The organism is Ruegeria sp. BHSC223, assembly GCF_059613025.1.
In genome coordinates this window covers 730,417-748,196 of record NZ_JBXWRR010000001.1, presented here as the reverse complement: position 1 = coordinate 748,196, position 17,780 = coordinate 730,417, and the positions used below count along the sequence as shown (strand labels likewise).

The 17,780-nt window shown below is 62.7% G+C and carries 20 protein-coding genes and 1 pseudogene; 17 read left to right on the top strand and 4 right to left on the bottom strand.

The window, feature by feature from the left end; all coding sequences use genetic code 11:
• The first annotated feature begins 1 nt into the window (after nucleotide 1).
• From secF to AC2FNY_RS03690, 9 genes and pseudogenes are all read left to right on the top strand, one after another.
• Nucleotides 2-970 (top strand): protein translocase subunit SecF, encoded by a 969-nt coding sequence (gene secF, locus AC2FNY_RS03730; RefSeq protein ID WP_496801668.1) that lies wholly within the window; start codon nucleotides 2-4, stop codon nucleotides 968-970.
• A gap of 69 nt (nucleotides 971-1,039) precedes the next feature.
• On the top strand, nucleotides 1,040-1,795 hold the full coding sequence (locus AC2FNY_RS03725) for a sulfite exporter TauE/SafE family protein (protein WP_234143855.1): 756 nt from the start codon (nucleotides 1,040-1,042) through the stop codon (nucleotides 1,793-1,795).
• Between the two features lie 2 nt (nucleotides 1,796-1,797).
• Nucleotides 1,798-2,151 (top strand): Mth938-like domain-containing protein, encoded by a 354-nt coding sequence (locus AC2FNY_RS03720; RefSeq protein ID WP_234168842.1) that lies wholly within the window; start codon nucleotides 1,798-1,800, stop codon nucleotides 2,149-2,151.
• A 139-nt stretch (nucleotides 2,152-2,290) separates the two neighbouring features.
• Nucleotides 2,291-2,905, top strand: coding sequence for a heme ABC exporter ATP-binding protein CcmA (ccmA, locus tag AC2FNY_RS03715; RefSeq protein WP_496801667.1), 615 nt, complete (start codon nucleotides 2,291-2,293; stop codon nucleotides 2,903-2,905).
• Nucleotides 2,902-3,558, top strand: a complete 657-nt coding sequence (ccmB, locus tag AC2FNY_RS03710) for a heme exporter protein CcmB (RefSeq protein WP_234168846.1) — start codon at nucleotides 2,902-2,904, stop codon at nucleotides 3,556-3,558. The genes ccmA and ccmB overlap by 4 nt, the downstream gene beginning before the upstream one ends.
• 45 nt (nucleotides 3,559-3,603) lie before the next feature.
• The gene (gene ccmC / locus AC2FNY_RS03705; RefSeq protein WP_234168847.1) at nucleotides 3,604-4,377 is read left to right on the top strand and encodes a heme ABC transporter permease CcmC; all 774 of its coding nucleotides are present in this window, start codon (nucleotides 3,604-3,606) and stop codon (nucleotides 4,375-4,377) included.
• Nucleotides 4,374-4,532, top strand: a complete 159-nt coding sequence (gene ccmD, locus AC2FNY_RS03700) for a heme exporter protein CcmD (protein WP_234136345.1) — start codon at nucleotides 4,374-4,376, stop codon at nucleotides 4,530-4,532. Before ccmC ends, ccmD begins: the two co-directional genes overlap by 4 nt.
• A complete protein-coding gene (locus AC2FNY_RS03695) occupies nucleotides 4,525-5,064 on the top strand; it encodes a DsbE family thiol:disulfide interchange protein (protein ID WP_234136346.1) in 540 nt (179 codons plus the stop codon). The genes ccmD and AC2FNY_RS03695 overlap by 8 nt, the downstream gene beginning before the upstream one ends.
• A gap of 220 nt (nucleotides 5,065-5,284) precedes the next feature.
• A pseudogene (locus AC2FNY_RS03690) lies at nucleotides 5,285-5,639 on the top strand (transposase); the annotation flags it as partial.
• On the opposite strand, the gene AC2FNY_RS03685 reads toward AC2FNY_RS03690, so the two are convergent.
• A complete protein-coding gene (locus tag AC2FNY_RS03685) occupies nucleotides 5,572-5,946 on the bottom strand; it encodes a hypothetical protein (RefSeq protein WP_496801703.1) in 375 nt (124 codons plus the stop codon). The pseudogene AC2FNY_RS03690 and the gene AC2FNY_RS03685 overlap by 68 nt on opposite strands.
• On the opposite strand from AC2FNY_RS03685, the gene dusA reads away from it, so the two are divergent.
• Both dusA and AC2FNY_RS03675 read left to right on the top strand, forming a co-directional pair.
• On the top strand, nucleotides 5,945-6,883 hold the full coding sequence (gene dusA / locus AC2FNY_RS03680) for a tRNA dihydrouridine(20/20a) synthase DusA (protein WP_496801701.1): 939 nt from the start codon (nucleotides 5,945-5,947) through the stop codon (nucleotides 6,881-6,883). The two genes, AC2FNY_RS03685 and dusA, sit on opposite strands and share 2 nt — an antisense overlap.
• 31 nt (nucleotides 6,884-6,914) lie before the next feature.
• Complete coding sequence (locus tag AC2FNY_RS03675; RefSeq protein ID WP_496801666.1) at nucleotides 6,915-7,331, top strand: VOC family protein; 417 nt, start codon at nucleotides 6,915-6,917, stop codon at nucleotides 7,329-7,331.
• 12 nt (nucleotides 7,332-7,343) lie between these two features.
• On the opposite strand, the gene AC2FNY_RS03670 is transcribed toward AC2FNY_RS03675, so the two are convergent.
• Nucleotides 7,344-7,799: an Lrp/AsnC family transcriptional regulator gene (locus AC2FNY_RS03670; protein ID WP_234166270.1), complete on the bottom strand. Its 456-nt coding sequence runs from the start codon at nucleotides 7,797-7,799 to the stop codon at nucleotides 7,344-7,346.
• A gap of 146 nt (nucleotides 7,800-7,945) precedes the next feature.
• On the opposite strand from AC2FNY_RS03670, the gene AC2FNY_RS03665 reads away from it, so the two are divergent.
• Nucleotides 7,946-8,380 (top strand): universal stress protein, encoded by a 435-nt coding sequence (locus AC2FNY_RS03665; RefSeq protein WP_234136350.1) that lies wholly within the window; start codon nucleotides 7,946-7,948, stop codon nucleotides 8,378-8,380.
• Between the two features lie 23 nt (nucleotides 8,381-8,403).
• A complete protein-coding gene (locus tag AC2FNY_RS03660) occupies nucleotides 8,404-9,948 on the top strand; it encodes an alanine/glycine:cation symporter family protein (RefSeq protein WP_496801665.1) in 1,545 nt (514 codons plus the stop codon).
• Between the two features lie 425 nt (nucleotides 9,949-10,373).
• On the opposite strand, the gene AC2FNY_RS03655 is transcribed toward AC2FNY_RS03660, so the two are convergent.
• Complete coding sequence (locus tag AC2FNY_RS03655) at nucleotides 10,374-11,603, bottom strand: Zn-dependent hydrolase (RefSeq protein ID WP_496801664.1); 1,230 nt, start codon at nucleotides 11,601-11,603, stop codon at nucleotides 10,374-10,376.
• Nucleotides 11,596-12,261: a DUF1028 domain-containing protein gene (locus AC2FNY_RS03650; RefSeq protein WP_496801663.1), complete on the bottom strand. Its 666-nt coding sequence runs from the start codon at nucleotides 12,259-12,261 to the stop codon at nucleotides 11,596-11,598. Before AC2FNY_RS03650 ends, AC2FNY_RS03655 begins: the two co-directional genes overlap by 8 nt.
• A 101-nt stretch (nucleotides 12,262-12,362) precedes the next feature.
• Between AC2FNY_RS03650 and AC2FNY_RS03645 the strand changes: the two genes are divergently transcribed.
• From AC2FNY_RS03645 to AC2FNY_RS03630, 4 genes are read left to right on the top strand one after another with little or no spacing between them, the layout of a single operon-like run.
• Nucleotides 12,363-13,940 carry an ABC transporter substrate-binding protein gene (locus tag AC2FNY_RS03645; protein ID WP_234176000.1) on the top strand — a complete coding sequence of 526 codons (1,578 nt, stop codon included), beginning with the start codon at nucleotides 12,363-12,365 and terminating at the stop codon, nucleotides 13,938-13,940.
• Between the two features lie 60 nt (nucleotides 13,941-14,000).
• Nucleotides 14,001-14,948, top strand: a complete 948-nt coding sequence (locus AC2FNY_RS03640) for an ABC transporter permease (RefSeq protein WP_496801662.1) — start codon at nucleotides 14,001-14,003, stop codon at nucleotides 14,946-14,948.
• Nucleotides 14,945-16,810, top strand: a complete 1,866-nt coding sequence (locus tag AC2FNY_RS03635; RefSeq protein WP_234215901.1) for a dipeptide/oligopeptide/nickel ABC transporter permease/ATP-binding protein — start codon at nucleotides 14,945-14,947, stop codon at nucleotides 16,808-16,810. The genes AC2FNY_RS03640 and AC2FNY_RS03635 overlap by 4 nt, the downstream gene beginning before the upstream one ends.
• Entirely contained in the window at nucleotides 16,810-17,766 is a 957-nt protein-coding gene (locus AC2FNY_RS03630) for an ABC transporter ATP-binding protein (protein WP_439653262.1), read from the top strand. Before AC2FNY_RS03635 ends, AC2FNY_RS03630 begins: the two co-directional genes overlap by 1 nt.
• The last annotated feature ends 14 nt before the right edge of the window (nucleotides 17,767-17,780 follow it).

Below are 17,780 nucleotides of genomic sequence, written 5' to 3'. Positions count from 1 at the left end.
CATGCGCCTGAAACTCATTGCTGACGATACGACGTTCGATTTCTTCAAGCGCTGGCGGGTCTGGCTGGGCATCTCGGCGCTGATGGTCGTGATCGGCTTTGCCTCGTTCCTGATCCAGGGCCTGAATTTCGGTATCGACTTTCGCGGCGGCACCACGGTGCGCACCGAAAGCACCCAGGCCGTGGATGTGGGCGCCTATCGCGGCGCGCTCGACCCGCTGGGGCTGGGCGATGTCTCGATCACCGAGGTGTTCGACCCCACCTTCGGCCCTGACGAGAACGTGGCCATGATCCGCATCCAGGCCCAGGACGAGGCCGAGGCGGTCAAGGCCGAAACCATTGCCAAGGTGCAGGACGCGCTGCGCGGCGTCGCCCCGGACATCAAGTTCGTCTCGGTCGAATCGGTCGGCCCCAAGGTGTCGGGAGAGCTGATCCAGACCGCGGTCCTGGCGGTGGGTCTCGCGATCCTGGCGGTTCTGGTCTATATCTGGCTGCGCTTCGAATGGCAGTTCGCCCTGGGCGCGGTGGCCGCGCTGGTGCATGACGTGATCCTGACCATCGGCATCTTCTCCGAACTTCAGATCCGCTTTGACCTGGCCATCATCGCCGCGCTGCTGACCATTGTCGGCTATTCGCTGAACGATACCGTGGTGGTGTTCGACCGGGTCCGCGAGAACCTGCGCAAGTACAAGCAGAAGGATCTGAAAGAGGTCCTGAATCTCTCGATCAACGAGACGATGAGCCGGACCCTGATGACCTCGATCACCACGCTGCTGGCGCTGATCTCGCTCTACGTGCTGGGCGGCGACGTGATCCGCGGCTTTGTCTTTGCGATGATCTGGGGCATCGTGGTGGGGACCTATTCCTCGATCTTCGTGGCCTCGACCATTCTGCTGTGGCTGGGGGTCAAGCGCGACTGGTCCAAGCCCACCAATACCTCGGGCAACCAGTTCGCCGATATCGACGCCTGAGAACTGGTGCCATTCCCGGTCCCGTCTTGGCGCTAGAGGCGCGGTCGGGATCGGGGCAGGCTGCCCGCAATGGAACCGCTCCTCGCCCTTTCCACTCCTGAAATCGCCCTGCTGATCGGAGCGGCCTTTCTGGCCGGCTGCACCCGCGGTTTTGCGGGTTTCGGTACTGCGCTGATCTATCTGCCGCTGGCGGGGATCGTGCTGGGGCCGGTGGCCGCGATCACCACGCTGGTGCTGACCGATATCGTCGGTCCGCTGCCGATGCTGCCGCGTGCCGCCCGGCATGTGGACAGGGGCGATCTGGCGCGGCTATTGCTCGGGGCGGCGGTGGCCCTGCCTTTGGGGCTCTACATGCTGTTCCTGCTCGAACCGGGCCTGTTCCGCCTGCTGGTCTCGGGCGTGTCGCTGACCATGCTGGCCGGGCTGGTGCTGGGCTGGCGCTATCACGGCGCGCTGCGACCCGGTGCCGTGACCGCCACCGGCGCCGCCTCGGGCTTTCTGGGCGGGGTGGCGGGCCTGCCCGGTCCGCCGGTGATATTTGTCTATATGGCCAGCCCCAAACCGGCGGCGGCGATCCGGGCCAATATCACTTTCTACCTCTTCGGCTATGATTGGATGGTGCTGGCGATGATGGGGCTGGCCGGGCGGCTTGATCCGGCCTGGATCGTCACCGGACTGGCGCTGATCGTGCCGAATATGCTTGGCACGATGCTGGGCGCGGCGCTATTTGTGCCGGGATACGAGCGGGCCTATCGCCTTGCCGCCTATGGGCTGATCCTGGGCGCGGCGCTGGCGGGGCTGCCATTCTGGACCCTGGGAGAGTGACCATGCGCCTGACCGAAGTGACCTATTCCGGTGCCCGCCCGGTCGATGGCTACGGGCCGGGTTTCTTCCGCATCGGCGGCGAGGTTCATCAGGGCGCGCTGCTGACCGGCCCCGACGGCCCCGCGCCCTGGACCGGATACCAGGATACCGCCCCGCTGCTGGCGCTGGCGGGGCAGGTCGATGTACTCTTTATCGGCACCGGTGCCGAGGTTGCCCATATCCCGCAGGCCCTGCGCCAGAGCCTCGAACAGGCCGGACTGGGGGTCGAAGCGATGACCTCGCCCGCAGCCTGCCGCACCTATAACGTGCTCCTGGGCGAGGGCCGCCGCATCGCGCTGGCCGCGCTCCCGGTCTGACCCTGCGCTTCATTTCGCCACAAATACTCCGGGGAGCGCGAGGGGCGGCGCCCCTCGCTCCCGTCCGCAAGGCGCAAAGCGTCCCCGATGCGGCAAATCCCGCCTTTTGCCCCCCGCGCCAATGGGATAAGCGAGGAGCATGACACTCACCGTCACCGATCTTGCCATTGCCCGCGGCGGCATTCCCGTGCTCGAGGGGCTGAGTTTCGCGCTCGCCCCCGGCCGCGCGCTGATCCTGCGCGGCCCCAACGGCGCGGGCAAGACCACGCTGCTGCGCACGCTGGCTGGGTTGCAACCGCCGCTGGCGGGCCAGATTGAGGGCGCCGAGGACCGGATCGCCTATGCGGGCCATTCCGACGGGTTGAAACCCACGCTCAGCGTGACCGAGAACCTGCTGTTCTGGGCTGCCGTCTTTGGCGGGCGCGATATTGCCCCGGCGCTCGATGCCTTTGCGCTGGGCGACCTGGCCGAGCGTCACGCGGGCAATCTGTCGGCTGGGCAGAAGCGGCGGCTGGGTCTGGCGCGGCTGTTGGTGACCGGGCGCCCCATCTGGATGCTGGACGAGCCCACCGTCTCGCTTGACCGCGACGCGGTGGCGATGTTCGCCGATGCGGTGCGTGCGCATCTGGGGCAGGGCGGGTCGGCCCTGATCGCCACCCATATCGACCTGGGACTGGACGGCGAGGTTCTGGATGTCGGTCCCTATCGCGCCCGCCCGGCGCCGCTTGACGACCCGGATGGAGATTTCCTGTGATCGCCCTGTTGAAACGCGACCTGGTACTGGCCTTTCGGGCCGGGGGCGGCTTTGGCCTGGGGCTGGCGTTTTTCCTGATCGTCACCGTTCTGGTGCCGTTTTCGGTGGGGCCGCAATCGGCGCTCTTGTCCTCGATCGCGCCGGGGGTGCTGTGGCTGGGGGCGCTTCTGGCCTGCCTCCTGTCGCTTGACCGTCTTCTGGCGCTCGATTGGGAGGATGGCACGCTCGACCTGCTGGCCACCGCGCCGCTGCCGCTGGAATCGGTGGTGACGATGAAGGCGCTGGCCCATTGGCTGACCACCGGCCTGCCGCTGGTGCTGGCCGCGCCGGTGTTGGGGGTGCTTCTGAACCTGCCCACCCCCGGCTTTGTCTGGCTGGTGGTCTCGCTCTTGCTGGGCACGCCGGCGCTGAGCGTGGTGGGCACGTTCGGCGCCGCGCTGACCGTGGGGTTGAAGCGCGGCGGGTTGCTGCTGTCGCTGCTGGTGCTGCCGCTCTACGTGCCCACGCTGATCTTTGGCGCCGAGGTGGCGCGGCGCGGCGCGGCGGGGATGGAGGTGGCCACGCCGCTTCTGATGCTGGCGGGGATCACCGCCGCCGTCATCGCTCTGCTCCCCTTTGCCAGCGCCGCCGTCCTCCGCGTCAATCTGCGTTGACGCAAGTCAATTGAGAACCGCCCCGCTTCGCACTAGATAGGACCCATGACGATATCGACGAGACTCAACGCGCTCTGGGAATATGCCAACCCGCGCAAGTTCCTGACCCTGACCGAGCGGGTCCTGCCCGCGCTGTGGGTGCTGACTGCGGTCACCCTTGTGGGTGGTCTGGTCTGGGGCTTTTTCTTCACGCCTGACGATTACAAGCAGGGGTCCACCGTCAAGATCATCTATATCCATGTGCCCTCGGCCTTTCTGGCCACCAGCGTCTGGTTCATGATGCTGGTGACCTCGCTGGTCTGGCTGATCCGGCGCCACCATGTCAGCGCGCTGGCCGCGCGCGCGGCGGCGCCCGTGGGCACGGTGATGACGCTGATCGCGCTGATCACCGGGGCGATCTGGGGCCAGCCCATGTGGGGCACCTGGTGGGAATGGGACCCGCGCCTGACCTCGTTCCTGGTGCTGTTCCTGTTCTACCTCGGCTACATGGCCCTGTGGGAGGCGATCGAGGATGGTGATACCGCCGCCGACCTGACCTCGGTCCTGTGCCTTGTCGGCTCGGTCTTTGCGGTGCTCAGCCGCTATGCGGTCTATTTCTGGAACCAGGGCCTGCATCAAGGGGCCTCGGTGTTGCGCGCGGGCGCGGTCAGTGGCACCGATACCGAGGAGAAGGTGAGCAATGTCTATGCCTATCCGCTGCTTCTGTGTCTGCTGGGTTTTGGCCTGTTGTTCGTGACGCTGGTCTTTTACCGCACCGGAACCGAGATCCGGGCGCGTCGGATCAAGGCGCTGATCGCACGGGAAAGGGCAAACGGATGATCCCCGATCTGGGCAAATATGCCGCCACGGTGCTGAGCGCCTATGGCGCCTCGCTGGTGCTGCTGATCGGTCTGGTGGTGCTCAGCCTGCGGCGCGGCCGCAAGCTGCGCGCCGAGATGGAAAAGATCGAACAGAGGATGTCGCGCAATGGCTAGGATCTCGCCGCTGATGGTGGCGCCGCCGCTGATTTTCGGCGCCTTCGTTCTGCTGGCCGCCGTCGGCATGTTCCGCGACGATCCCGAGGCGCTGCCCTCGGCGCGCGAGGGGCAACCCGCGCCGCCGCTGGTGCTGACCGCCTTTCCCGGCGCGCCGGGCTTTGACGATGCGACGATGCGCGACGGAACGGTGAAGCTGGTCAATTACTGGGCCAGCTGGTGCGCGCCTTGTCGGGCCGAACATCCCAGCCTTGAAAAGCTCGCGGGCGAGGGCATCCCGATCTACGGCATAAACTACAAGGACAAGGTGGAAAACGCGCAGGGCTTTCTGGACGAACTGGGCAATCCCTTTGTCGCGCTGGGTCGTGACGAGCAGGGGCGCACCGCCCTCGACTGGGGCGTCTATGGCGTGCCCGAGACCTATGTGATCGCGGGTGACGGCACCATCATGCTGCGCTTTGCCGGGCCGATTACCGAACGGGTGATCGACAGCACCATCCGCCCGGCGCTGGAAAAGGCTGCGGCGAAATAGGCGTGTGGTTTCACCTGTTTCTGACATAAGGGTTACGGTTGGTTGCCCCCCGCTACTTGCCCTAGGAGAGTATTCTCCCCATGCGGCTTCGCGAGATGGAGCATTGTTCTCTCACCGTAAAAATGGCTCGGTGCTACCGTCGCCTCTGTATCCCTAGGGTCAGGATGCTTTGATTTTGAGTGGGCTGCATGATTCACGGCCGGGCAAACGGAGCGGTGACATGAGCGACCTTTGTTGGCGTACCGACGAGCAAATGGCCAGGCTCGCCCCTTTTCCCGAAGTCGCATGGCAAGTACCGGATCGATGACAGGCGGGTATTGAGCGGGATTATCTTTGTCAATCGCAATGGATTGCGCTGGCGAGACGCCTCGGAAGCTTTGGGTCACACAAGGCGGCTCTCCAGCCGGTGGAGGCGTTGGAGCGAGAAGGGCATATTCGCGCGAATTATGGTCGGTTTGGCCGCCGAGCACGGAGAAGAGAAGACAATATTAATAGACGCAACCGCTCTCACGGCACACCGCACCGCGACCAGTATGGTCGCGAGAAAGGAATGCCGCAGCAGTCGTTTTTCGCGCGAAAGTCGCTGATTTGCGAAGAACGACCTCTCCATGTTTTCTTGATGACCTGTGCTCGGTACTTGGTGCCAGATTTGTTCTTGCGCTCTACGATAGTGCCCATTATTTCCCACTCCTTGTTTTTGGCAGTCCAATAATATGGGCCTCTCGTATGCCAAGCTGCTAGTGGGTATGCCGAGAACTGAAAAACGTCGGAAAATCCCGCAAAATAGGGTTCAATAACGTGGTCGCGAAGTTCAACGATGGTGGCTGAAAAGACAGAAAAACCCTTGGTTTCCAAGGCGGCCCGCCTGTCTGTCGCACCCATGATGGACTGGACCGACCGGCATTGCCGTTACCTGCACCGGCTGCTGAGCCGCGAGGTGTTGCTTTATACCGAGATGGTGACCGCGCCGGCCCTGGTGCGCGGGGGGGCGCTTCATCTGTTGGAGTACAGTCCTGAAGAACACCCGGTGGCCCTGCAACTGGGCGGCTCGGACCCCGAGGAGCTGGCGCAGGCGGCGCGGTTGGGGGCCGAGGCGGGGTATGACGAGATCAATCTCAACTGCGGCTGTCCCTCGGACAGGGTGCAGTCAGGGACATTCGGCGCGGTGCTGATGAAACATCCCGGGCTGGTGGCCGAGTGTGTCGCCGCCATGCGCGCGGCGGTCGATGTCGAGGTGACGGTCAAATGCCGGATCGGGGTCGACGATCAGGACCCCGAGACCGTGCTGCCCGATTTCCTGGAACAGATCGCCGGGGCAGGGTGCCAGCGGGTCATCATCCATGCGCGCAAGGCCTGGTTGCAGGGGCTGAGTCCCAAGGAGAACCGGGACATCCCGCCGCTTGACTACGATCTGGTGCACCGGATGAAGGCGCGGTTTCCCGAACTGCATATCTCGATCAATGGTGGCATCGACACGCTTGCGGCGGCGCGGGCGCATCTGGATGCGGGGCTGGATGGGGTGATGATCGGGCGGGCGGCCTATCATCAGCCCGCCGATATCCTGTGCCAGGCCGATCCGCTGATCTATGGCACAGGCGAGGCCAGCGACCCTGTGACGGTGGTGCGCGCCATGCTGCCCTATATCGAGGCGCATCTGGCCACGGGCGGGCGGCTGCATCAGGTGACCCGGCACATGCTGGGCCTGTTTGCCGGACGTCCCGGTGCGCGCGGCTGGCGGCGGATGCTGTCCGAAGGCGCGGTGCGCCCGGGCGCCGGGCCGGAACTGGTCGAGGCGGCGCTGGAACAGGTCACCGGGTAAGCGCCGCGACCTTGGGAAAAGGGAGGATGCAATGATTGCCTATGTCACTGTTGGCGCCGATGACATCGCTGCCGCGAAACGGTTCTATTCGGCCTTCCTGCCGGCGCTGGGCTATGGTCTGAAAGAGGGGCCCGAGGGTCTCAGCTATGCGCTGCCGGTGGCGCCGGGACAGTCGCCTGTCTTTCCGGATTTCTACGTCAAACCGCCCTTTGACGGTGGTGCGGCCTCGGCGGGTAACGGCGCCATGGTTGCCTTTGAGGCCAGCAATCAGGCGCAGGTGCGGGCGCTGCATGCCGCGGCCCTTGTCGCTGGCGGCGCGGACGAGGGGCAACCGGGGTTTCGCCCCGATTACGGACCGCAGTTCTATGTGAGCTATCTGCGCGATCCGCAGGGCAATAAGATCGCGCTCTTCTCCAGCAACCCGGCAGAGCCCGGACGGGACGGGTAACGCCCGGAGGCGTCAGCGCAGGTGATAGCCGCGAAACTCCTTGACCGTCGACAGGCTGAGCAGCGTCTTCATCTGAGACACTGCCGGAATCGCCGACAGCGAGCTGCGGTAAAGCGCCTCGTAATCGGCGGGGGAATGCACACAGACCCGGATCAGGAAATCGAACTCGCCGGTGATCATGTGACATTCCAGGATCTCGGGCATCGACAGGATCGCCTTTTCAAAGGCTTCCAGGTCTTCGCGCCGTTGCGAATTCAGTTTCACCTCGATAAAGACCTGCACCTCCAGCCCCACGGTCTGGCGGTCGATCTGGGCGGCATAGTTGCGGATGATGCCCTCTGCCTCCATCAGCTTGACGCGCCGGTGACACGCCGATAACGACAGCCCGATCCGCTCGGACAGGGCCGACATCGAGATCTGGCCGTCTTGCTGCAAGACGGAAAGTATCTTCTTGTCCAAGCTATCCATCGGAAAATTTCCCGTACTTGCCCCCACATTCGGATTTTTTCCGAAAATTTTCCGACGGGCAAGGAATTTTCGTAACAAATCGCTGGTTCTGTGGTGTACTTTACAAGTGCGTCAGAAGGACGCGCAGCATTCCCAGGGAGGAAGACATGACAACCAAATTCGTCGTCGGCTACGACGGCAGCGCGGCGTCCCGCAGGGCGCTCGACTTCGCCATGGAGCGGGCGAAGGCTGGCGGAGCCTCGATCATCGTCGCACATGTTCTGGAATGGTCGCCCTACTCGTTCCTGACCCCGACCGAGATCGAAGAGCGCCACAAGCGCCGTGCCGAGGAAATGGCGCGCGCCGAAACCGCGATCCTGGCCCCGCTCAAGGCGGAACTGGCCAGTAGCGGCGTCGAGGTCGAGACCGCGATCCGCTATGGGCAGGTCGCCGACACGCTGTGTGACATCGCCACCAAGAGCGGTGCGGCACAAATCTTCATCGCACGTCAGGGGGAAAGCGGCTTGGCCGCGCGTGTTTTCGGCTCGGTTGCCGGAACGCTCGCACAATGCGCCCCCGTGCCTTGCACGATCGTGCCGTAAACGGCCAACAGACGAGGGATATCATGAACACATCCATCAAAGCCGCGGCACTGGCCGCGCCCGTGGCCATGCTGAGTGCGGCACCGGTCCTGGCCCAGTCCATCGACGAGAAGGTCAATCAGATCTTCGCAAGCTCGACCGGCTGGTTCGTCAATTTCATCTTCAGCCCCTTTCCCGGCACTTCCTTTCCCTGGATCGTGATGTGGCTGGTGATCGCCGCTACGGTGTTCACGCTCTATTTCGGGTTCATCCAGTTCCGGGCGTTTCCGCATTCCATCTCGCTGGTCAAGGGCGACTATTCCGACCCCAATGACGCGGGCGAGGTCAGCCATTTCCAGGCGCTGGCCACCGCGCTGTCGGGTACCGTGGGTCTGGGCAACATCGCCGGTGTGGCCGTTGCCGTGGGCATCGGCGGTCCGGGCGCGACCTTCTGGATGATCCTCGCCGGCCTGATGGGCATGGCGTCGAAATTCACCGAATGTACGCTGGGCGTGAAATACCGCAACGAATATGCAGACGGCACCGTTTCGGGCGGCCCAATGTATTACATCACCAAAGGGTTCGAAGAGCGCGGCATTCCGGCGGGCAAGTTCCTGGCCATCCTGTTCTCGATCTTCTGTATCCTGGGCGCCTTTGGTGGCGGCAACATGTTCCAGGCCAACCAGGCGCATGCGCAGATCACCAATGTCGTGGGTGAGTTCCCGGGCTGGATCACCGGTCTGATCTTTGCCGGTATCGTCTTTGCCGTGATCGTCGGCGGCCTGAAATCCATCGCCAGCGTGACCGAAAAGGTCGTGCCGTTCATGGGCGTGCTCTATGTGGCCACCGCGCTGGTCATCATCCTGATGAACGCGGACATGATCGGCTGGGCATTCGGCCAGATCTTTGCTGGCGCCTTTACCGGGCTGGGCATTGCCGGTGGCATGGTCGGCGCGCTGATCCAGGGCTTCAAGCGGGCCGCCTTCTCGAACGAGGCGGGCGTGGGTTCTGCTGCCATCGCCCACTCGGCGGTGCGCACCAAGGAGCCGATCACCGAAGGCTTCGTGTCGCTCTTGGAGCCGTTCATCGACACCGTGGTGATCTGCACCATGACCGCGCTGGTGATCATCATCACCGGTCAGTTGGTCAGCGATCCCAATACCGGCCTCTACCTGCTGGACGAGGGCGCAAGCACCATCCAGACCGTGGACGGCAACAAGGGCGTGGCTCTGACTTCGGCGGCCTTCTCCTCGGCCTTCCCGTTCTTCAAGTACATCCTGGCCATCGCGGTGATCCTGTTTGCCTTCTCGACCATGATCAGCTGGTCCTATTACGGCCTCAAGGCCTGGACCTTCCTGTTCGGCGAAGGCCAGACCAAGGAACTGGTGTTCAAGGTGATCTTCTGCATCTTCGTGGTGATCGGCGCGTCGGCCAGCCTGGGCCCGGTCATCGACTTCTCGGATGCGGCGATCTTTGCCATGGCGGTTGTCAACATCATCGCACTCTATCTGCTGATGCCGATCGTCAAGAAAGAGCTCGACTCCTACCTGTCGCGGCTCAAGTCGGGCGAGATCAAGAAGTTCAGCTAACTGGCTGAGGCTTCGATGAAAAGGGCGGGGGAAACCCCGCCCTTATTAGTTGTAGGTAAGGTATGCGCCCTGAATGCCTCTGTTGCCAAGGATTGTGTTTTCGATCGTAAACTCGCTCCGGCCCCGTGGCTCCAGCGCCAGGCCATCGTCTACTCAATAAGTCTGGTTTGCGGACGAAACAGTCCTGAGCTGACACGCCAATGCTCTTGCAGCAATACACTGCATTTGCGGCGGCATCCTTTCGGTGATGCCACACATTTCACCGAACCGGACCACCAATCTTGTCATTTCCAGTGGATCTTCAAATATACCTACTCTGCAGATTGAATTCTGCGATCGCGATATGGGGTAGGTCGACCAACCACATGGCCCGGCCTGGTCCTGTAGCTTCATGCAGTGGGATACAGTTTAGAAAGGTCCCGGCTCTAGTGAGTTTGAGGGTTCAATGTCCGCAAAAAAGCGGCAAGAGCTGCAATCGCCGAACCCATGTCACCCGCGGAGGCAAATTCTTCGGGTTTGTGGCTGACCCCGTCACGGCACCTGACAAACAACATGGCGATCGGGCAAAGGTCGGCCAGGGCAGATGCGTCATGGGTCGCACCAGATGGCAGAAGCGTGCTATGCTCTTCGGCCTGCCGGGCGGCTTGGAGCAGCTGCGCGGACAGCGCGCCGTCGCATGGCTGGGCAACCTGGGAATACGTCCTTTCGGCCTTTATTGTCAGCTGTTTTTGCGCTGCCAGTTCCTGAGCATACCGGTGCAGTATTGCGCCGGTATTGCGGCGGGTCGCGTCGTCAGGCGACCGGAATTCGGCAGTCAGGGTCACGCGGCGCGGCACGGCGTTAACGACGTTTGGTTCGACGGATAACGCACCGACAGTCGCGCGCAGGTCGGGGATGGTTTGCCCCAACCGGTCAACTTCGGTGACGATGGCGGCGGCTACGACAAGTGCGTCGCGACGCCCGGACATGGGCAGCGTGCCTGCGTGGCCAGTTTCCCCGGTTACCACGATCTGGTGGCGCTCAATCCCGCAGATCGCGGTGACGACGCCAATGGCCTGCGCCGCGTCTTCAAGAACCGGACCCTGCTCGATATGTGTTTCAACAAACCCGATCACGTCTGCGGGGTCGCGCCTCAGTGCGCCGATCCGGTCGGGGTTCAATCCAAAAGAGGTCATCGCGTCGCGCAAGGTGACGCCCTTTGCATCCTGCATCGACAGCACCGCTGGGTCGAAGGTTCCCGCCAGCGCACGGGATCCGACCAATGCCGTTGGAAAACGGACGCCCTCTTCATCCGCAAAGGCAAGCGCCTCGACGGAAAACGGCAGATGCACCGCATCCGAGCGCAGTTTTGCAAGCGCCAGAAGAGGGAGTACGACTCCCATTATCCCGTCATAAGCGCCGCCTTCCCGCACCGAATCCTGATGTGACCCCATCAAGAGGGTTTTCGAGCCCGGCGGGCCTTCGTACCTGCCGACCAGAGTTCCGGCGTCGTCGAGAGTGACGGTCAGGGCTGCCGCTTCCATATGTGACCGGAGCAGATCGCAAGCCGCGCGATGTTCGGACGTAAATGGCAGGCGGGTCACGCCCGGACCGGCTTCCGAGCAGGCCGCGAGGTCTTTCAGTATTGCCTGGGCCCGTGCGCCCCAGTCAGTCAAGGATACGCTCCTTGTCTGACAGAACTGGCACCTGCCTGGCCCAATCGGCATAGTCGCCAGTTGTGGCTTTCTGATAGAGTTGTTCCAAAGCGCCGATCGGGTTGTCGGGATGGTAGTCGATCCGCAAGGTCACGGGCGGGCGATCAGGATGCAGCACTAGCATCGCGGCGGACAAGAGACCACGGAAATCGCTTCCCGCACCCTCGGCCGCTATGAGCGCTGCCAGCAGGCGGCGCTCGAAAGTCAGGTCCGAAGTGACAAAGGCCTCGGTCATCGCTCCAAGAACCGAGTTATCGCCCAGCATGTTGCCTGACGCGATGCCGCTGGCGAATGTGACACTGCCTTTGAAGTCCTGATTTTCCGAACCGGTAAAAGCGGCCGCATTGCCAAGCAGGTCCATCGCGGCAAGCTGCCGGTAGGCGCGACCGCTGTCTTTGGACGTAACATGGTTTACCGCGTCTTCGGGGTGCGATCCGTCGCGCAGGTGTTGCAGCACCTCTTCGCCCCAGAAGGTCGAGGGTGCCGCGCCCTGGCTTGCGGACATGCCCGCGTTCAGATCACCGCGAAGCACCCAACCGCCGACGCAGAGGCTGCCGGTTGCTGCGGCGCCTCCGATGGCACCGGTTTCGGGGTCATGTGCAAGAATTGAAAAAGTCATGTCTCACCTTAGCCAATCCCTCTTCATTTATCATGATAAATTGACGATTGCAATTTATCATGATAATTATCAGTGCAGAGCATCAACAGGGAGAACATGAGATGACACCATTATCCTGGTCCCGCCGCGGCCTGATGGCCGCTGTCGGGGCGGCGCTTGTCGCAGGGGGGCTGAGCGGATCGGCTAGCGCACAGACCCCCCCCGGTGTGTTGATCGTCGGCCAGATTGCCGAGCCGAAATCGCTGGACCCGGCAGCCGTGACCGCGGTCAATGATTTTCGAATTCTTGTGAATGTTTACGAGGGATTGACCCGCTACAAATCCGGCACTCTCGAAGTGGAGCCGGCGCTGGCGACGGGCTGGGACATCAGCGAGGATGGCACCGAATACACCTTCACGTTGCGTGAGGGTGTCAGCTTCCACGATGGAACGCCCTTCAACGCGGAGGCGGTGAAGTTCAACTTCGACCGGATGCTGGATGAGAATCACCCTTTCCACGACACGGGGCCATTCCCGCTGTCGTTTTTCTTCGGTGCGGTCGAAAAGACCGAAGCCGTCGACGACATGACGGTCAAGTTCACGCTCAACGCACCATATGCGCCGTTCCTGTCGAACCTCGCCTATCCCACGGGCCTGATGGTTTCGCCTGCAGCGGTCGAAGCGCATGGCAAGGAGTTCGGGCGTAACCCCTCTGGCACCGGACCGTTCAAGTTTGCCGAATGGCGCTCGAACGAAGCTGTCGTGGTAGAGCGCAATGACGCCTATTGGGGTGAAGTGGCGGGCACGCAGGCTGTGGTCTTTCGCCCGATCACCGACGCCAACACCCGTGTTGCGGAGATGCTAGCAGGCGGCATCGACATGATGGTCGAAGTGCCGCCCACGTCGCTGGGTCAGTTCCAGGGCGATGGCTTCAGCGTCGCCGAACAGGCCGGCCCGCATGTGTGGTTCCTGATCCTGAACGCCAAGGAAGGCCCGTTTGCTGACAAGCGTGTGCGCCAGGCTGCGAACTACGCGATCAACAAGGAAGCGATCGTCAACGACGTGCTGGAAGGTACGGCCACCGTTGCCGCAGGTCCGACGCCGCCGGCCTTTGCCTGGGCTTACAACGAGGCGCTTGATCCCTATCCCTATGACCCTGAAAAAGCCAAGGCGCTCATCGCCGAAGCGGGTGCCGAGGGTGCGGAACTGACCTTTTTCGTGACCGAGGGTGGTTCGGGCATGCTTGACCCGGTGCCCATGGGCACCGCCATTCAAGCCGATCTTCAGGCCGTGGGTCTGAACGTGAAGATCGAAACCTACGAATGGAACACGTTCCTGGGCGAGGTGAACCCGGGGCTCGAGGGCAAAGCGGACATGGCCGAAATGGCATGGATGACCAACGATCCGGACACGCTGCCCTATCTGGCGCTTCGGTCAGAAGCATGGCCCGACAAAGGTGGCTTCAACTCGGGCTATTACGCCAACCCGAAAGTGGACGAACTGCTTGAAGCGGCCCGTACGGCGACTGATCAGGACGAGCGCGCACGGCTATACCGCGAGATGCAGACCATCGTGCAGGAAGATGCTCCTTGGGTGTTCGTGGCCAACTGGAAACAGAACGCTGTGACAAGTGACCGGGTCGAGAATTTCGGCCTTGAGCCGTCGTTCCTGTTGCACCTGCAAGGCGTCGTGAAAAACTAATCCTGTAGTTTCGGGGCCGGTTGTTGCCGGCCCCGGAAACAAACCAGTCGGGGGGCACAGATGGGCGGCTACATAATTAAACGTCTGATCTCGGCCATACCCGTTCTTCTGGGCATCACGATCATCGTTTTCCTGATCATGTCGCTCATTCCCGGCGATCCGGCAACTGCGATCCTTGGCTCATACGCCACCCCTGAAAATGTAGAAAAGCTGAACCGCGACCTTGGCCTCGACAAGCCAATGGTCCAGCGTTACGTCATCTGGCTCGGCAATATGCTGACCGGCGATTTCGGGCGTTCCTTCTCGCTCAACCGGCCCGTGCTTGACGAAATCCTCGAACGGTTCAATGCCACGATGATCCTGGCGGGCACCGCTTTTGTCCTGTGCGCGCTGCTTGGAATCCTTGCCGGGGTGGTTTCCGCTGCGCGTCAGTATGGCTTGGGCGACAAGGCGATCACATTCGTGGTTCTGATCGGCATTTCGGTGCCGTCCTTCTTCCTCGGTATGATGATGATCCTTCTCTTCGCGGTGAACCTGCGCTGGCTGCCAGTGTCTGGCATGTATGCGATCTATGGCGGCGGAGACCTGCCCGATCTGCTCAAACACCTGATCATGCCCGCGCTTGCGCTGGCGGCGGTTGCGACGGGCGTCATCGCGCGACTAGCGCGTTCGGCCATGCTGGAGGTCTTGCGGCAGGATTACATCCGCACCGCCCGCGCCAAGGGCGTGCCCGAACGGCGCGTGATCATGGGCCATGCCTTGCGTGCGGCGATGGTGTCGATCATCCCCGTGCTTGGCATTCAGGCGGGCTTTGTCCTGTCGGGCGCGGTCTATATCGAAATCGTGTTCCAATGGCCCGGGGTCGGCCGCATGCTGGTTGATGCGATCCTTAAGCGCGATCTCCTGTTGGTGCAGGGCGGTGTGGTTTTCGTGGCCGCCTGCTATGTTCTGTTCAACATCGCGGTGGACGTGGCGCAAAGCCTGCTTGATCCGAGGATCAAGACATGAACCTCTTTCTCAAGCTTCTGTTCCGCAACCGTCTGGCCGCCATGGGGGCGGTCGTGCTCGGCGCGATCCTTCTGCTGGTTCTGCTCACGCCCTTCCTGCCGCTGCAGGACCCGGATGTGACCGCCACCGCAGACCGGTTCAAACGCCCGTTCACCGAGGGGCATCTGCTGGGCACCGACCATCTGGGCCGCGACCTGCTCAGCCGATTGCTCCATGGCACCCGCCTGAGCCTTGCGGTCGGTATTGCTGCGGCGCTGATCGCCGCCACCATCGGCTCGGCGATCGGGATCATCGCGGGCTATTTCGGCGGGCGCACCGACAACATCATCATGCGCGGCGTCGATATGTTGATGGCGTTTCCCTATATCCTGCTGGCGCTTGCCATCGTCGCCGCGCTTGGCCCCGGGCTGATGAACGCGCTGATCGCGGTCGCGGCCGTCAATGTGCCCTTCTTCGCGCGCAACATCCGGGGCATCACCGTGGGCCTCGCAGGACGCGAGTTCATCGACGCGGCGCGACTGGCGGGAATGGGGCATGGCCGCATCATCCTGACCGAACTGCTGCCCAATGTCTTGCCTGTCATCGTCATTGCCATGTCCACCACCGTGGGATGGATGATCCTTGAAACGGCGGGCCTATCGTTCCTTGGCCTCGGCTCGCAACCGCCGCAGGCCGATCTGGGCTCGATGTTGGGCGAGGCGCGCTCGGCGATGATCTCGCATCCGCATACCTCGATCGTTCCGGGGACAATGATTTTCCTCATCGTCATGTCGATCAATCTTCTGGGTGACGGGGTTCGCGATGCGCTTGACCCGCGCCTGCGCTCGGGCGCACTCAGCCGACCGCGTGCCACGACATTGGTCGAACGGCAGGGAGAAATACCCGAAGAGACGGATGACCTTCTGGCCATTCAGGAGCTGGAAACCCAGTTCCATGTCGGTAACCGGATTTACCGGGCCGTGGGGGGCGTGTCGTTGGCCGTGAAAGCCGGTGAATGTTTGGGTGTCATCGGTGAATCCGGCTCGGGTAAATCCGTCACGGCACTCAGCGTCATGGGTCTTGTCGCCTCTCCGCCCGGGGTGATCACAGGCGGCGCGGTGCGCTTTCAGGGCGAAGACCTGATCGGTGCGCGCTATGAAACTCTGCGCCAGAAACGCGGCGACCGGGTGGCCTATATCTTCCAGGACCCGCTCTCGACCCTGCACCCGCTCTACCGGGTCGGCCAGCAACTGGCCGAGGCGATTCAGTCGCATCACAAGGTTTCGAATGCCGAGGCCCGCGCTCGTGCCATCCGGCTTTTGCAAGACGTGCGCATCCCCAATGCCGAGGCGCGGGTGGACAATTACCCGCACGAAATGTCCGGCGGCATGCGCCAGCGGGTCGGAATCGCAATGGCGTTGGCCAACGAACCCGACGTGATTATCGCGGACGAACCGACAACAGCACTCGATGTCACCGTGCAGGCGCAGATCCTGTCGCTCTTGGATGACCTGCGCCGCGACCGGGGGCTGGCGATCATCTTCATCACCCATGACTTCGGGGTCGTGGCACAGCTGTGTGACCGGGTGGCGGTCATGTATGCCGGGCGGATTGTGGAGGAAGGGCCGACGCAGGCCGTTCTCAAGGCGCCCGCCCATCCCTACACCAAACGCCTGATTGCCTGTGTGCCCGAGCTGGGGGGCGGGCGGCGCGCATTGGCCGCCATTCCCGGCCTGCCGCCAGTAGTCGACAACCTGCCCGAGGGCTGTGCCTTTGCCCCACGCTGCGACAAGGCGCAGGAGAACTGCCGCGCCGGGGATGTTACACTGAAAGGCACCGCGCCCCGCGCCGTGCGCTGCCTCTACCCGGAGGTGGCCGTCTGATGCCCGCGCTCAAAGTCACCAATCTCGCCAAGACCTTCCCTTTGAAAAAGCCGATCTTCGGTCCGGCTCCGCCCGGGGTGCGTGCGGTGCGGCCCATGAGCTTTGAGGTGGCCACCGGCGAGACGCTCGGCGTGGTCGGCGAATCTGGCTGCGGAAAATCCACTTTGGCACGGATGCTCGTGGGGCTATTGGAGCCGAGCGAAGGCTCGATAGAGATCGAGGGGCGCGCGCTGGACAATGCCGATCCGGCAGAGTTCGGCAAGCTGATCCAGTATGTGTTCCAGGACCCACAAAGCTCGCTCAACCCGCGCAAGACGATATGTCAGGTGATGGAGGCGCCGCTCAGGCGGCTCTACCGGATGCAAAAACCCGAGCGGGACAAGCGCATCAGCGAGATTTTCGCTAGCGTAAACCTGCGCGAAGAGTTTCTTGACCGCTACCCGCACGAGTTTTCCGGCGGGCAGGCGCAGCGGATCGGTATCGCCCGGGCGCTGGCGGCCAATCCACGGATCATCATTCTGGATGAGCCGGTCTCGGCGCTGGATGTGTCGGTGCAGGCGCAGGTGCTGAACCTGCTGGCGGACCTGAAGGCGCAATTCGGGCTGACCTATCTTTTCATCACCCATGACCTTGCCGTCGTCGAGGCCGTAAGTGATCGGATTATCGTCTTGTATTTTGGCGCCGTGGTCGAGATCGGCCGCGCCGAGAATATCTTTGCAAACCCCCGACACCCTTATACAAGGCTTCTCGCGGACAGCGCGCCGGTGGTTGGAAAACCGCTGACCGCGCCCGAGCAGAAAGGATCGGAGCTGCCGGATCCGCTCAATCCGCCGCCGGGCTGTGCCTTCGCGGGCCGCTGCCCCCGCGCCACGGAAATTTGCCGAGCCGATGAGCCAAAGCTGACTGAAATGGGAGAAGATCAACTTGCCGCCTGCCACCACCCGCTCGAAGGCTGAACCCAAGATCAGCC

What these genes read in the sequence shown, in the direction of transcription:
- secF (WP_496801668.1), top strand. Translation starts at nt 2, where the DNA reads ATGCGCCTGAAACTCATTGCTGACGATACGACGTTCGATTTCTTCAAG.
- AC2FNY_RS03725 (WP_234143855.1), top strand. Translation starts at nt 1,040, where the DNA reads ATGGAACCGCTCCTCGCCCTTTCCACTCCTGAAATCGCCCTGCTGATC.
- AC2FNY_RS03720 (WP_234168842.1), top strand. Translation starts at nt 1,798, where the DNA reads ATGCGCCTGACCGAAGTGACCTATTCCGGTGCCCGCCCGGTCGATGGC.
- ccmA (WP_496801667.1), top strand. Translation starts at nt 2,291, where the DNA reads ATGACACTCACCGTCACCGATCTTGCCATTGCCCGCGGCGGCATTCCC.
- ccmC (WP_234168847.1), top strand. Translation starts at nt 3,604, where the DNA reads ATGACGATATCGACGAGACTCAACGCGCTCTGGGAATATGCCAACCCG.
- ccmD (WP_234136345.1), top strand. Translation starts at nt 4,374, where the DNA reads ATGATCCCCGATCTGGGCAAATATGCCGCCACGGTGCTGAGCGCCTAT.
- AC2FNY_RS03695 (WP_234136346.1), top strand. Translation starts at nt 4,525, where the DNA reads ATGGCTAGGATCTCGCCGCTGATGGTGGCGCCGCCGCTGATTTTCGGC.
- dusA (WP_496801701.1), top strand. Translation starts at nt 5,945, where the DNA reads ATGATGGACTGGACCGACCGGCATTGCCGTTACCTGCACCGGCTGCTG.
- AC2FNY_RS03685 (WP_496801703.1), bottom strand. Translation starts at nt 5,946, where the DNA reads ATGGGTGCGACAGACAGGCGGGCCGCCTTGGAAACCAAGGGTTTTTCT.
- AC2FNY_RS03675 (WP_496801666.1), top strand. Translation starts at nt 6,915, where the DNA reads ATGATTGCCTATGTCACTGTTGGCGCCGATGACATCGCTGCCGCGAAA.
- AC2FNY_RS03670 (WP_234166270.1), bottom strand. Translation starts at nt 7,799, where the DNA reads ATGGATAGCTTGGACAAGAAGATACTTTCCGTCTTGCAGCAAGACGGC.
- AC2FNY_RS03665 (WP_234136350.1), top strand. Translation starts at nt 7,946, where the DNA reads ATGACAACCAAATTCGTCGTCGGCTACGACGGCAGCGCGGCGTCCCGC.
- AC2FNY_RS03660 (WP_496801665.1), top strand. Translation starts at nt 8,404, where the DNA reads ATGAACACATCCATCAAAGCCGCGGCACTGGCCGCGCCCGTGGCCATG.
- AC2FNY_RS03650 (WP_496801663.1), bottom strand. Translation starts at nt 12,261, where the DNA reads ATGACTTTTTCAATTCTTGCACATGACCCCGAAACCGGTGCCATCGGA.
- AC2FNY_RS03645 (WP_234176000.1), top strand. Translation starts at nt 12,363, where the DNA reads ATGACACCATTATCCTGGTCCCGCCGCGGCCTGATGGCCGCTGTCGGG.
- AC2FNY_RS03640 (WP_496801662.1), top strand. Translation starts at nt 14,001, where the DNA reads ATGGGCGGCTACATAATTAAACGTCTGATCTCGGCCATACCCGTTCTT.
- AC2FNY_RS03635 (WP_234215901.1), top strand. Translation starts at nt 14,945, where the DNA reads ATGAACCTCTTTCTCAAGCTTCTGTTCCGCAACCGTCTGGCCGCCATG.
- AC2FNY_RS03630 (WP_439653262.1), top strand. Translation starts at nt 16,810, where the DNA reads ATGCCCGCGCTCAAAGTCACCAATCTCGCCAAGACCTTCCCTTTGAAA.